The organism is Rubellimicrobium mesophilum DSM 19309 (genome assembly GCF_000600335.2).
GTDB classification, from domain to species: domain Bacteria; phylum Pseudomonadota; class Alphaproteobacteria; order Rhodobacterales; family Rhodobacteraceae; genus Rubellimicrobium; species Rubellimicrobium mesophilum.
This window is the reverse complement of the sequence record NZ_KK088579.1, coordinates 1-12,889: the sequence shown is the minus strand read 5'-3', so window position 1 is coordinate 12,889 and position 12,889 is coordinate 1. Positions and strand designations below refer to the sequence as shown.

The window sequence follows — 12,889 nt, the reverse complement described above, 5'->3', positions numbered from 1 at the left end:
GGTTTCACTCCCTCCGGGGGACGGGCACCCTTCCGCAGGCTCCCGACATCGGCTGGGGATGGCGGGGTGAACCCCGCCCTACGAGGTCCGCGCACCCTACGGGGGGCGGAGAGCCGCGCAGCCTGCGGCCTCCGCTCTGGCTTTCTTGTCACCGCCCGCTAGCCTCCTTTGCGACACCTCACGATAGGACCCCGACCATGCTCCGCCCTGTGCTCGCGGCTCTTGCCGCGCTCCTGCCCCTTGCCGCCCAGGCGCAGGAGGGGAACCGCTTCGCCTTCACGCTGCGAGGCGGGATCGAGGCGCGGCCGGGCTACTTCGGCTCGGACGAGGTGACGGTCGGCCCCGACCTCGCCTTCTCCTTCGGCGCGCTGAGCCTCGGGCCCCTGTCCTTCGGCGACCCCGACTCCGAGGCGATCCCGGAGGGCTGGGGCTTCCGCGGCTCCTTCCGCTACCTGCCCGAGCGGAGCGCCGACGACTTCGACGAGCTCGCGGGCCTCGACGACGTGGACGCCTCGGTCGAGCTCGGCGGCGGCATCTCCTATTCGCAGCCCTGGTGGGAGGCCTTCGTGGTGGCGCGCTACGGGGTGGTCGGCCACAACGCCTGGGTGGGCGACCTCGGCATGGACCTGATCGCCCGGCCCTCCGACCGCCTGACGCTGCGCGCCGGGCCGCGCGTCTCCTGGGGCTCGGACCGCTTCGCGAGCACCTATTTCGGCGTGACGTCCGCCGAGGCCGCCGCGAGCGACTTCGCAGCCTTCGACGCCTCGGGCGGGGTGCTGTCGGCGGGGCTGGAGGCCAGCGCCGAATACCGGCTGACCGACCTCTGGGGCATCGAGACGGGGGTGCGCTGGGACCGGCTGAAGAACGACGCCGCCGACAGCCCGATCACCCAGGACGACGATCAGGTGAGCGCCTTCGTGGGGGTGACAAGGCGGTTCGACTTCAGGTTTTGACGCAGGGTGGGTGTTTCCGGGGCAAAGCCCTGGGTTCACCCATCGCTCGGCCAAGGAGGATGGGTGAACCCCCGCATTCCGGGGGAACCGTCTACTCTACGGCTCGCTAACCCTGTGCCTTGGGCAGGTAAGGGATGGAGCCCGCCGCGTCGGTGTCGTCGATGACGTAGAAGTTGCTGACGCTCCCCGCCTGACGCGCGGCGACGAAGGGGGCGTAGTCCGGGTCCTTCGCGAAGGCCTCGGCGGACTGGACGTCCGGGAACTGGATCAGGGCCACGAGGGAGACGTCGGGCGCCTCGCCCTCCAGGCGGGTGACGTTCGGGCTCCGCGACAGGTAGCGCCCGCCGTGCCTGGCCGCGATGTCGTGCACCTTGGCGGCGTAGTCGGGGATCCAGGCGGGGTCGGTGACCTTCACCTGGGCGATCAGGAACGCGCTCATCTTGTGTCCTCCCGAGGGTTTCGCGATGGGACCGTGACGGCCTTGGCGCCGTTCTGGCGGTCCCCTCGGAGATAGCGGGAGAAGCGAGGCCAGCCACTAGAACCTTGGTCCCAGGGCCGGAGGATCACACCAGCCGAGCCGCCTCCACCGCCGCCTTCACGAAGCCCGCGAAGAGAGGATGCGGCTCGAACGGCTTGCTCTTCAGCTCCGGGTGGAACTGCACGCCGATGAACCAGGGGTGCTCCTTCCACTCCACGATCTCGGGCAGGCGCCCGTCGGGCGACATCCCGGTGAAGCAGAGGCCCACGTCCTCCAGCTTCTCGCGGAAGGCGGTGTCCACCTCGTAGCGGTGGCGGTGCCGTTCCTCGATCTCGGTCGCTCCATACACGTCCGAGACCAGCGAGCCCTCCTTCAGGAGCGCGGTGTAGGCGCCCAGCCGCATCGTGCCGCCCTTCTCGTCGGTGATCTTGCGCTCCACGACGCGGTTGCCCTGCACCCACTCCTTGAGGTGGTAGACCACCGGCGTGAAGCGCTTGTTCCCGGCCTCGTGGTCGAACTCCTCGGAGCCCGCGTTCGTCACCTGCGCCACGTTCCGCGCGCCCTCGATCACCGCCATCTGCATCCCCGAGGCAGATGCCGAGATAGGGCACGTGATGCTCGCGCGCGAACTTCGCCGCTGCGATCATCCCCCTCGGTCCCCCGCTCGCCGAAGCCGCGGGACGATGATCGCGTCGAAGTCCTCCAGATACGGCGCCGGGTCCTCGCGCTCGAAGAGCTCGCTCGACACCCACTCGGCCTTGACCTTCACCCGGTTGGCGATGCCGCCATGGGTCAGCGCCTCGGCGATGGACTTATACGCGTCCTCCAACTGGGTGTATTTCCCGACGACCGCGATATGGACCTCGCCCTCCGGGTGCTCCAGCCGGTCCATCACGTCGGTCCAGCGCGCGAGGTTCGGCTTGGGCGCCGGGGAGATGCCGAAGGCGTCGAGCACGGCCTGGTCCAGCCCCTCGCGGTGGTAGGCCAGCGGCGCCTCGTAGATGGTCTTGAGGTCGTAGGCCGCGATCACCGCTTCCTTCCGCACGTTGCAGAAGAGCGCGATCTTCTCCCGCTCCCGCTCGGGGATCGGATGCTCGGAGCGGCAGACCAGCACGTCGGGGACGAGGCCGATCGACTGCAGCTCCTTGACGGAGTGCTGGGTGGGCTTGGTCTTCAGCTCGCCGCTCGCCGCGAGGTAGGGCAGGAGGGTCAGGTGCATCAGGATGCACTGGCCGCGCGGCCTCTCGTGGGTGAACTGGCGGATCGCCTCGAAGAAGGGCAGGCCCTCGATGTCGCCGACCGTGCCGCCGATCTCGCAGAGCATGAAGTCGACCTCGTCCTCGCCCACGGCGAGGAAGTCCTTGATCTCGTTGGTGACGTGCGGGATCACCTGGATCGTCTTGCCGAGGTAGTCGCCCCGCCGCTCCTTCTCCAGGACGTTGGAGTAGATGCGGCCCGAGGACACGCTGTCGGTCCGCCGCGCGGCGACCCCGGTGAACCGCTCGTAGTGGCCGAGGTCGAGGTCGGTCTCGGCCCCGTCGTCGGTGACGAAGACCTCGCCGTGCTCGAAGGGCGACATCGTGCCGGGATCGACGTTCAGGTAGGGGTCGAGCTTCCGGAGCCGCACCGTGTAGCCGCGCGCCTGGAGCAGGGCCCCTAGCGCCGCCGAGGCCAGCCCCTTGCCCAGGGAGGACACCACGCCGCCGGTGATGAAGATGTAGCGCGCCATGAGCAGCCCCCGTGGTCTGGCAAATAGAATCATGTCCGGCGCACCGATGGTCGCGCCGCCACGGGATTTCCTTCTAGCCGGAAGCGCCCCGCCCGCGCAACCGGCGAACCTGCACTTGTGTCAGTCGCCCGAGGGGACCAGGGGCGCGTCCGTCGCCGGAGCCGTGCCCTCGGCGGGTGCCTCGCCCCCGGCCGGAGGCGGCAGGAGGCTGCCGCCCGCGCCGAGGTCCGGAACCGCCGGCGCCGTGGCGTCGGCCGGAGCCTCGTCGTTGGCGGCGGGATTGATCTGGTCCACGACCGAGGTGCCCGCCGCGTCCCGCGCCGCGATCACCGTCATGGCCAGCGACACGACCATGAAGGCGCCGCCGATCCACCAGGTCGCCCGCGCCAGCGCCGTGGCCTGCGCCCGGCCCGTCATCACGCCGCCCGCGCCCATGCCCAAGCCCCCCCCTTCGTTCCGCTGGAGCAGCACCACCCCGATCAGCGCGACCGCGAGGATCAGGAGGACGACGAGGGCGACGGTTTCCATGGACGAAGTTCCCCGAGGATGGACCCGGGGGTATTAGTGCCGGGCGCCGCCTCCCGCAACCCCGAAGGGGCCCCTCGGACACAGGGTCGCGGCACCCGCTTCCCCCTCCCGCCCCTCGCCGCTATAGGGGTCGCGGTTTGAAGGGAAGGGATGAGCCATGGCCAACGTCGTCGTCGTAGGCAGCCAGTGGGGCGACGAGGGGAAGGGCAAGATCGTCGACTGGCTCTCCGAGCGCGCGGACGTGATCGCGCGGTTCCAGGGCGGCCACAACGCCGGCCACACCCTCGTCATCGGCGACACCGTCTACAAGCTGTCGCTGCTGCCCTCGGGGATCGTGCGCGGCAAGCTGTCGGTGATCGGCAACGGCGTGGTGCTCGACCCCTGGGCGCTGCTGGCGGAGATCGAGCGTCTGGCGGGGCAGGGGGTCCAGGTCACGCCCGAGGTGCTGATGATCGCCGAGAACGCGCCCCTGATCCTTCCCGTCCACGGGGAGCTCGACCGCGCGCGCGAGGCGCAGGTGGGCGTGGCCAAGATCGGCACCACCGGGCGCGGCATCGGCCCCGCCTACGAGGACAAGGTGGGCCGGCGCACCGTCCGCGTGGCCGACCTCGCCGACCCGGAGACGCTGGACCTCCGCCTCGACCGCCTTCTCGTCCACCACGACGCGCTGCGGCGGGGGCTGGGGCTGGAGCCGGTGGACCGCGCGGCGCTACGCGCGCAGCTCGAGGAGGTCGCGCCCAAGATCCTGCCCTTCGCCAAGCCCGTCTGGAAGGTCATGACCGAGGCCCGCCGCGCCGGGCAGCGCATCCTCTTCGAGGGGGCGCAGGGCTCGCTCCTCGACATCGACTTCGGCACCTATCCCTATGTCACCTCCTCGAACACGCTGGCGGGGATGGCGGCGACCGGCACCGGCCTCGGCCCCACGGCGGTCGATTTCGTCCTCGGCATCGTCAAGGCCTACACGACCCGCGTGGGCGAGGGGCCCTTCCCGACCGAGCTTGAGGACGAGGTTGGCGAGCGTCTGGGCGAGCGGGGGCACGAGTTCGGCACCGTCACGGGCCGCAAGCGCCGCTGCGGCTGGTTCGACGCGGTGCTGGTGCGCCAGACCTGCGCGACCTCGGGCGTTTCGGGCATCGCGCTGACCAAGCTCGACGTGCTCGACGGCTTCGACACGCTGCGCATCTGCGTGGGCTACGACCTCGACGGCGAGCGGCTCGACTTCCTCCCCACCGCCGCGAACCTGCAGGCGCGGGTGAAGCCCGTCTACGAGGAGATCGAGGGCTGGCGCGAATCGACCGCCGGGGCGCGGTCCTGGGCCGACCTTCCCGCGCAGGCGATCAAGTACGTCCGCCGGATCGAGGAGCTGATCCAGTGCCCCGTCGCCCTGGTCTCGACCTCGCCCGAGCGCGACGACACCATCCTCGTCACCGACCCCTTCGCGGACTGAGCCGATGGCGCTGAGCTACCGAGCCCGCCGCCGCTGGGCGCTGGTGATCCTGCTGGTCGGGCTGCCGCTCTACATCGTGGCGGCGGTGACCATCATGGACGTGCTGCGCGACAGGTTCGGGCGGCCCATCTGGTGGCTCGAGATCCTGGTCTTCGTGGCGCTCGGCATCATCTGGGCGCTGCCCTTCCGGTCGGTCTTCAAGGGCGTCGGGCGCGACGACCCCGACGCGCCCCGTCCGCCGAAGTGAGCCCTAGCCGGCGAGCCGCCCGGGATGGAAGCGGCTCCCTTCGCTGACGCGATAGCGCCCGCCCGCGACGGCGACGATCCGCTCCTCGCGCAGGAGGGTGCCGAAGGCGCGCAGGCCCTCCTCCCGCTCGGGCCGCGCCTCCAGGGCCTCGGAGGCGAGCGCGAGGATCTGCGCGCGCGAGACGCTCTCCCGGTCGTCCACGAAGCAAAGCCAGGCGGCGGCGGCCTCGAGGAGGTCGGGCAAGGTGGAGGCGCTCATCTCCGACGCGAAGACCCGAAACGAGTCGGGCCGCCGCACGGGCAGCGGGTCCTCCTCCTTCGCCTCCTCCACGCGGTCCTCGACCTCCGCCGCGGGCGGAGCGTCCACCCGGAGCGCGGCGACGAGCCGCAGGGGGGCCTGCTCGGATCGGGCGCCCGGCGGCTGGGACCGGACGGCCTCGCTCAGGTCGTGGCGGAAGGCGTCCTGGCGGGCCTGCGGACCGGGGTCGGGTTCGCCCAGGGCGCGCTCGGCCTCGGTCGCGGCGACGGCCGCCTTGAGCTGGGCGATGGCATCGCGCCGCCGCACCGCCTCGGGGTCGGCCAGCCGGTCCTCGGCCCGCGACATGATGCGGGAAAGCTCCTCCTCGCCCTCCGGGGTTGCCGCGAGGAGCTTCTGGAGCCCGGGATGCGCGGCGGCCTCGGCGGCGGGCGCCGGCGCCATCTCCTCCGGGCCGCCCCGCTCCGCCTCCTCGGGCGTCGGGGGCTCCTCCTGCTCATGGGGACGGACTCCCTCATCCCCGGGAAGCGGCTGGGCGACCTCCGAAAGCCACCTGTCCTCGTCCTCGGGGACCAGCACCTCCTCGTCCTCGGGGACCGGCACCTCCTCGTCCTCGGGGAGGAACGGGCCATCGAGGGGCAAGGGCGCTTCGATCGCCAGAACCTCCACCGCCACGACGACCGGAGCCGATCCGACCTCCGGGTCGGGGTCCGGGCCGGCGGGGGCCAGCGCCCGGGGAAGGGGAGCCAGGGCCGGTGGAGCAGGGGCGACCGTTTCGGGCGGCGGTGGGGGGGGCATCGACCCGGGCAGGGCGACGGCGCCCTCGGCGGCGAGCCCGATGCGCGACGCGAAGGACGGGTCGCGGGTGGACAGTTCGCGCAGGTATTCGGTGACGGCCCTCATGGCCTCGACGGGGTCCTCGAATCCCTCCAGGCTGCAGGAGAACCCTCCGAAACTGACCTGAAGCGTCTTCGGTGTCTTGGCCATCCAGATTACTCGTCTTCGGCGCGCAAAGTCGCCACAGCCTTGCAACGGGTGTCGCACGCAATGATTAACAACGGGTGGACAGGAAGAGGTTCTTTCTTGACCCTTTCGGGGCGATCCATCGGCTGCGAGGACAATGTATGAAGGCGGGCGCCATCGTCCAGAGCCGAGAGCCGGTGACGCTGGTCGGCGGGGCTGACTTGACAGCGGAGGATCTTGCCCTCTCGCTCCGCCTCGCCCCGATTCTCGTGGCGGCGGACGGAGGCGCGGACGCGGTGCTGGCCGCCGGCGCCGATCCCGTCGCGGTGATCGGCGACATGGACAGCCTGTCGGAGGAGGCCGCGCGCGCCTTCGCCGGGCGGCTCCATCCGGTGCCCGAGCAGGAGACGACCGACTTCGACAAGGCTCTCACCCGCATCGACGCGCCGGCGGTGGTCGCGCTGGGCTTCGCGGGCGGGCGCCTCGACCACGAGCTGGCGGCGCTGCACAGCCTCGTCGCGCGGCCGGATCGGCCCTGCGTGCTCCTCGGCCCGACGACGCTCGCCTTCCATGCGCCGCCCGAGCTTGCGCTGCCGCTCGATCCCGGCACGCTGGTCTCGCTCTTTCCCTTCGCGCCGGTCGGGATCGCATCCGAGGGGCTCCTCTGGCCCACCGACGGTCTCGCCTTCGCGCCGCAGACCCGGATCGGCACCTCGAACGAGGCCAGGGGCGAGGTCCGGCTGCGCCCGTCGGGGCCGGGGATGCTGGTCATCCTGCCGCGCGGGGTGCTTGCTCGGGCGGTCGCGGCCCTGATCGCCGCGCCGCGCTGGCCGTCGCCCTCTCCCGGTGGATGACGTAGAGGCCCGATGCCACGATCACCGCGATGCCGACGAAGGTCAGCGCGTCCGGCAGGTCCCCGAAGATGAGGTAGCCCAGGGTCGTCGTGCTGACGATCTCGAGGTAGTTGAGCGGCGCCAGCGTCGCCGACGGCGCGAAGCGGAGCGCCACCGTCATCAGCATGTGCGACACCGCCGAGGCCACGCCCACCCCGGCGAGCCAGAGCCAGGCCCAGCCCTCGGGCCGCACCGGGTCGAGCGCCGCGTTCCCGCTCCCCTCGGCCAGCCACAGCACCGGGAGGCAGATCAGCAGCGCCAGCACCGAGGTGTGGAACTGCATCGCGACCGGGTGCATCCGCGCGGACAGCCCCCGCGTGATGAGCATGTAGAGCGCGAAGCTCACGGCCGTCCCGAGGGGCCAGAGCGCCACCGGCCCGAAGGTGGCGAGCGAGGGCTGGATGACCAGGAGGCATCCGCCGAACCCCACCGCGCAGGCCGCGATCCGCCTCGGGCCCACCGCGTCGCCGAAGAGGAAGCGTCCGAGCAGCAGCAGGATGAACGGCATCACGAAGACGATGGCCAGCGCGTCGGCGAGGGGCATCACGTCGATGGCCGAGACGAAGGCGAAGGTGGATGTCACCAGCATCAGCGCCCGCAGCGCCACCATCCCGACCAGCGCCCGCGGCAGGGCCATGTGCCCGAGCGCCAGCGGCAGCATCACCAGCCCCTGCACGAGGAAGCGCGCGGCCGTGACCTCGCCCACGGGAATCGTCCGGGCGGCGAGCTTGGAGGCCACGTCGATCAGCGGGGCGGAGACGACGAAGCCCAGCATGAGGGCCACGCCGAGGAGGATGCGGTCGGCCATGAGGGGGCTCCGTGACGGGGTCGGCCCGATCCGTAGCAGCCGCGCCGGGGGGAGGCCAGCGCGCCGCATGGTTCGCCGGACGGCTCCGTGCTAGGCGCGTCGGAAACCTTGGTCCTTGGAGATTCCCATGCTTCGCGCCGCCCTGGCCGCCCTCCTCCTCGCCGCTCCGCCGGCCCTGGCCGACGAGGGCCACATCGAGATCCACGGCGCCTACGCCATCTCGCCCACGCCGCAGTCCACGACCGGGGCGGCCTACATGATGATCCACAACCACGCCTCGGAGCCGGATCACCTCCTCTCCGTCGCCTCCCCCGCCGCCGGGAAGGTGCAGGTCCACGACAGCAGCGAGGTGGACGGCGTGATGCGCATGGAGCCCCTCGCGGAGCCTCTCGAGATTCCGGCCGGCAGCGTCGCCATGCTCCAGCGGGGCGGCACGCACCTGATGTTCATGGGCCTCGCCGATCCCTGGGAGGACGGCGAGTCGATCCCGGTGACGCTCACCTTCGAACATGCGGGCGAGGTGACGGTGGACGTCCCCGTTGACCTCAGCCGCCTGGCCGATGCCCCGGCCGATGGCATGGAGGACATGGACCACGGTTCCATGGAGGGGATGGACATGGGCGGCGAGGGCGACTGAGCCCTCAGCGGCAGACGGCCTCGGCACGGGCGGCGAAGGCCTCGTAGCGGTCCCAGAAGGACCCGCTCCCCGTGCGGGCCTCCTCCGCCTCGTCGGGGTTCGAGAAGAAGCGCGCCGCCCGACGCTGCTCCGGGCCCGAGAGCGTCTGGTTCGCGACCCCTTGGACGCAGGCGCAGGTCCGGGGGTTCGCGCCGTCCCGCCCGCCCGCCATGCAGGCCTGCCCGATCTCGCCGGAGACCCCTCCGCCGCAGCCGCCCAGCACCCAGAAGGCGCCCAGCGCCAGGCACAACCCGAATCGTTGCAACGCCCTGCCTCGTGTTCTTCTGCTCGGGCCGGATATTGGCGGGGTGGGCGAGGGAGCGCAATTCGGCGGCCTCGCCACGGACTGTCGCCGTGGCAGCGCCGGCTCAGCCCCCCACCTTGGTGCGGAGCCAACAGGCGAGGCGTCCGAGTCCATCTGGCCCTGCGCCACGCGGACGATGACGGGGCCGATCTCCTCGACGTTCCAGGCGATCCTGATCCCGTTCAGGACGAGGCACACGTCCATGATCTGGTGTGCCGCCCGCTTGTTGGCGTCGTTGAAGCAGTGGCCCTGGGCAATGGCGACCGCATACATGGCCGCCAGATCGAAAGCATCGTCGATCATTCCATACGCCAAACGGTTCTCGACCCGGGCGAGCGCCCCGGCAAGCGACTTGTCGCGAGCCCGCCCTGGCAGTTCACCCGGATTCAGCACCTGATCGTGGATATGATCGACCAGTTCTTCCGAGAGCAGCTCGAAGCTCACTTGTCGCGCAGCCAGTCGAGAACCGGCTGGTTGACCTCTCGGCGCTCCTCAAGGGCCCGCCTCACCTCCTCCAGCGTCGCGTAGCGGTGTCCCGGCGCCTCGTCCACCCGCTCCGCCGGCACCAGATAGGCCACCAGCTTGGAGTTCTTCAGGATCGCCACCGGCTCCCCGTTCGCGGCGTCCAGCACCTTCTGCGGATCGCGCAACTCGGTCATCGTGGCGATGTTCTTGGTCAGAAGGCGGGTCATGGCGGGCTCCCTGAATGTCCATTGCAATATACACTGCAATGCGCATTCCTCAACCCGCCCGGCCTCCCCGGGACGTTCCTTGACGCCTTCGGGAATCGCCCCCATAGGGGGCGCATGACCGACCTGTCCCGCATCCGCAACTTCTCCATCGTGGCCCATATCGACCACGGGAAATCCACGCTCGCCGACCGGCTGATCCAGTCGACCGGCACCGTCGCCGACCGCGACATGAAGGAGCAGATCCTCGACTCCATGGACATCGAGCGGGAGCGGGGCATCACCATCAAGGCGAACACCGTCCGCATCGACTACAAGGCCAAGGACGGCCAGCAGTACGTCCTGAACCTCATCGACACGCCCGGGCACGTCGACTTCGCCTACGAGGTCAGCCGCTCCATGCGCGCGGTCGAGGGCTCGCTCCTCGTCGTGGACGCCTCCCAGGGCGTCGAGGCCCAGACCCTCGCCAACGTCTACCAGGCGCTCGACGCGGGGCACGAGATCGTCCCCGTCCTCAACAAGATCGACCTTCCGGCGGCCGAGCCCGACCGCATCAAGACGCAGATCGAGGACGTCATCGGCCTCGACGCGAGCGACGCCGTCCTCATCTCCGCCAAGTCCGGCCTCGGCATCCCCGACGTGCTGGAGGCCATCGTCCACCGCCTCCCCGCGCCCAAGGGCGACCGCGACGCGCCGCTCAAGGCGATGCTGGTGGATTCGTGGTACGACCCATACCTCGGCGTCGTCGTCATGGTCCGCGTCATGGACGGCGTCCTCCGCAAGGGCGACCGCGTCCGCATGATCGCCACCAACGCCGTCTACGGCATCGACAAGCTCGCCGTCCTCCGCCCGCAGATGGTCGACATCGACGAGCTCGGGCCGGGCGAGATCGGCGTCCTCACCGCGCAGATCAAGCAGGTCCGCGACACCCGCGTCGGCGACACCATCACGACCGAGCGCAAGGGCGCCGAGGTCCCGCTTCCCGGCTTCAAGCCCGCGCAGCCCGTGGTCTTCTGCGGCCTCTTCCCCGTGGACGCCGCCGACTTCGAGGACCTCCGCGACGCCATCGAGAAGCTTGCCCTCAACGACGCCTCCTTCTCCTACGAGATGGAGACCTCGGCCGCGCTCGGCTTCGGCTTCCGCTGCGGCTTCCTCGGCCTCCTCCACCTCGAGGTCATCCGCGACCGCTTGGAGCGCGAATACGACATCGACCTCATCACCACGGCGCCGTCGGTGGTCTACCACCTCTACATGAAGGACGGCACCATGCGGGAGCTTCACAACCCCGCCGACATGCCCGACCTCACCTACGTCGACCACCTGGAGGAGCCGCGCATCAAGGCCACGATCCTCGTCCCCGACGAGTATCTGGGCGACGTGCTCAAGCTCTGCCAGGACCGGCGCGGCATCCAGCTCGACCTTTCGTATGCCGGGAACCGGGCCATGGTCGTCTATGACCTGCCGCTGAACGAGGTGGTGTTCGACTTCTACGACCGGCTCAAGTCCGTGACCAAGGGCTACGCCAGCTTCGACTACTCGATCACCGGCTACCGCGAGGACGCCCTGGTCAAGATGTCGATCCTGGTGAACGACGAGCCCGTGGACGCGCTCTCCATGATGGTCCACCGCGACCGGGCCGAGATGCGGGGCCGCGCGATGGTCGAGAAGCTCAAGGACCTGATCCCGAGGCATATGTTCAAGATCCCGATCCAGGCCGCCATCGGCGGCAAGGTCATCGCGCGCGAGACCCTGTCGGCGCTGAGGAAGGACGTGACCGCCAAGTGCTACGGCGGCGACGCGACCCGGAAGCGCAAGCTGCTCGACAAGCAGAAGGCGGGCAAGAAGAAGATGCGCCAGTTCGGGAAGGTGGACATCCCGCAGGAGGCGTTCATTTCGGCGCTGAAGATGGATAGTTGATCGAACGACCCGCCTCTTCTAGGTTCACTCAAGCGACTTAGGGAGCAGTGTAGCGTTATGGATGAGGCGTCGCAAAGAACTGACAAGGCGACCGAGGTTGCAAGTGAAACTACAGACTCCGCAACGCAGACGTCAGATGCAAGTGATAAAAAGGGTGGAACGGCTGGGGATGTTCCTGCGGGTCTTTCAGGTTCCAAGCCTGCCCATGAGATAAAGGGTAACTTGCCCTACACACCGGCGCTCGGCTCCTTCAAGAATGTTCTAGATGCGCTAATCGCGGCCGAGCGTCCGGACAAATTCACCAATAACTTTATGGAAACGGTACTAGGACAGTCGGGTGGTGGCGCTCGTGCTGTTCCGCCACTATTGAAGAAGATGGGATTCCTTCAGAGCGATGGAACTCCCACTGATCTTTACTCTAAGTTCAAGACGGGCTCAGGTCGGGCTGCTGCTGCCATGAGTGGGTTGCGAAACGCCTTTGGCGAAATCTTCAAGAAGAACGAGCACGCTCACAAAGCGAACGAAGAGCAACTCAGGGATTTGATCGTCGAAATTACCGGATTGAAGCGTAATGACAACATTGTGCGGCTCATATACGGAACGTTCACCACAATACGAGACTACATCCCTGCAAACTTCTCGGGCTCAGCTTTCACAACTGATCTTGAGGTGGATACGTCGGAACCCGAGCGCTACGCTAGTAATAAGGGAGACTCTAACGTCTTGGCGACGCCTGGTTTGTCATATCAGATGGCTCTGTTGCGCAAATCCTGCGGGATTCCTCTTGGAGGCTGAGTGGGTTAGTGGATGAGGATGCCCAAGCCTGACCCTCCGACCTACCGCACGACCAACTGGCGCGCCTACAGTGAAGCCCTGAAGCAGCGCGGCTCGCTTTTGGTCTGGTTTGATCCCGAGATGGAGTGGATCGCCGCCCCGAGTGGCCGGCGCGGGCGTCCGACCACCTTCTCGGATGCTGCCATCCAGGCGTGCCTGATGTTGAAG

14 protein-coding genes and 1 pseudogene are annotated in these 12,889 nt (G+C 69.1%); 8 read left to right on the top strand and 7 right to left on the bottom strand.

The annotated features are described in order from the left end of the window. The first annotated feature begins 197 nt into the window (after positions 1-197). A complete protein-coding gene (locus RUMESO_RS13435) occupies positions 198-953 on the top strand; it encodes a MipA/OmpV family protein (protein WP_037281019.1) in 756 nt (251 codons plus the stop codon). Positions 954-1,059: 106 nt separating this feature from the next. On the opposite strand, the gene RUMESO_RS13430 is transcribed toward RUMESO_RS13435, so the two are convergent. The 3 genes and pseudogenes from RUMESO_RS13430 to secG all read right to left on the bottom strand — a co-directional run bounded on the left by RUMESO_RS13430 (position 1,060) and on the right by secG (position 3,688). Continuing rightward, a complete protein-coding gene (locus tag RUMESO_RS13430; RefSeq protein WP_037281017.1) occupies positions 1,060-1,392 on the bottom strand; it encodes a DUF1330 domain-containing protein in 333 nt (110 codons plus the stop codon). A gap of 124 nt (positions 1,393-1,516) precedes the next feature. After that, a pseudogene (locus RUMESO_RS13425) lies at positions 1,517-3,160 on the bottom strand (CTP synthase). Between the two features lie 120 nt (positions 3,161-3,280). Continuing rightward, positions 3,281-3,688 carry a preprotein translocase subunit SecG gene (secG, locus tag RUMESO_RS13420; protein ID WP_037281014.1) on the bottom strand — a complete coding sequence of 136 codons (408 nt, stop codon included), beginning with the start codon at positions 3,686-3,688 and terminating at the stop codon, positions 3,281-3,283. A 157-nt stretch (positions 3,689-3,845) separates the two neighbouring features. Between secG and RUMESO_RS13415 the strand changes: the two genes are divergently transcribed. Next, positions 3,846-5,135, top strand: coding sequence for an adenylosuccinate synthase (locus RUMESO_RS13415; RefSeq protein WP_037281012.1), 1,290 nt, complete (start codon positions 3,846-3,848; stop codon positions 5,133-5,135). A 4-nt stretch (positions 5,136-5,139) separates the two neighbouring features. Next, positions 5,140-5,382: a DUF2842 domain-containing protein gene (locus RUMESO_RS13410; RefSeq protein WP_037281011.1), complete on the top strand. Its 243-nt coding sequence runs from the start codon at positions 5,140-5,142 to the stop codon at positions 5,380-5,382. Positions 5,383-5,385: 3 nt separating this feature from the next. On the opposite strand, the gene RUMESO_RS13405 is transcribed toward RUMESO_RS13410, so the two are convergent. After that, positions 5,386-6,624 carry a hypothetical protein gene (locus RUMESO_RS13405; protein WP_037281009.1) on the bottom strand — a complete coding sequence of 413 codons (1,239 nt, stop codon included), beginning with the start codon at positions 6,622-6,624 and terminating at the stop codon, positions 5,386-5,388. 137 nt (positions 6,625-6,761) lie between these two features. Here RUMESO_RS13405 and RUMESO_RS13400 point away from each other — a divergent pair, with 137 nt between their 5' ends. Beyond that, a complete protein-coding gene (locus RUMESO_RS13400) occupies positions 6,762-7,454 on the top strand; it encodes a thiamine diphosphokinase (RefSeq protein ID WP_037281007.1) in 693 nt (230 codons plus the stop codon). On the opposite strand, the gene RUMESO_RS13395 is transcribed toward RUMESO_RS13400, so the two are convergent. Then, positions 7,369-8,301 carry a DMT family transporter gene (locus RUMESO_RS13395; RefSeq protein ID WP_051521319.1) on the bottom strand — a complete coding sequence of 311 codons (933 nt, stop codon included), beginning with the start codon at positions 8,299-8,301 and terminating at the stop codon, positions 7,369-7,371. The genes RUMESO_RS13400 and RUMESO_RS13395 overlap by 86 nt on opposite strands. 127 nt (positions 8,302-8,428) lie before the next feature. Here RUMESO_RS13395 and RUMESO_RS13390 point away from each other — a divergent pair, with 127 nt between their 5' ends. Continuing rightward, entirely contained in the window at positions 8,429-8,938 is a 510-nt protein-coding gene (locus tag RUMESO_RS13390; protein WP_082484039.1) for a copper chaperone PCu(A)C, read from the top strand. 4 nt (positions 8,939-8,942) lie between these two features. On the opposite strand, the gene RUMESO_RS27240 is transcribed toward RUMESO_RS13390, so the two are convergent. Both RUMESO_RS27240 and RUMESO_RS13380 read right to left on the bottom strand, forming a co-directional pair. Continuing rightward, positions 8,943-9,674 carry a type II toxin-antitoxin system death-on-curing family toxin gene (locus tag RUMESO_RS27240; RefSeq protein ID WP_245639280.1) on the bottom strand — a complete coding sequence of 244 codons (732 nt, stop codon included), beginning with the start codon at positions 9,672-9,674 and terminating at the stop codon, positions 8,943-8,945. Between the two features lie 47 nt (positions 9,675-9,721). Further along, positions 9,722-9,973, bottom strand: coding sequence for a hypothetical protein (locus RUMESO_RS13380; RefSeq protein ID WP_037281003.1), 252 nt, complete (start codon positions 9,971-9,973; stop codon positions 9,722-9,724). Positions 9,974-10,087: 114 nt separating this feature from the next. On the opposite strand from RUMESO_RS13380, the gene lepA reads away from it, so the two are divergent. From lepA to RUMESO_RS13370, 3 genes are all read left to right on the top strand, one after another. Beyond that, a complete protein-coding gene (lepA, locus tag RUMESO_RS13375) occupies positions 10,088-11,887 on the top strand; it encodes a translation elongation factor 4 (protein ID WP_037281001.1) in 1,800 nt (599 codons plus the stop codon). Positions 11,888-11,944: 57 nt separating this feature from the next. Then, on the top strand, positions 11,945-12,682 hold the full coding sequence (locus RUMESO_RS25185) for a DUF5343 domain-containing protein (RefSeq protein WP_156362938.1): 738 nt from the start codon (positions 11,945-11,947) through the stop codon (positions 12,680-12,682). An 18-nt stretch (positions 12,683-12,700) separates the two neighbouring features. After that, a partial coding sequence (locus tag RUMESO_RS13370) for a transposase (protein WP_211262752.1) occupies positions 12,701-12,889 on the top strand: 189 nt, incomplete at its 3' end.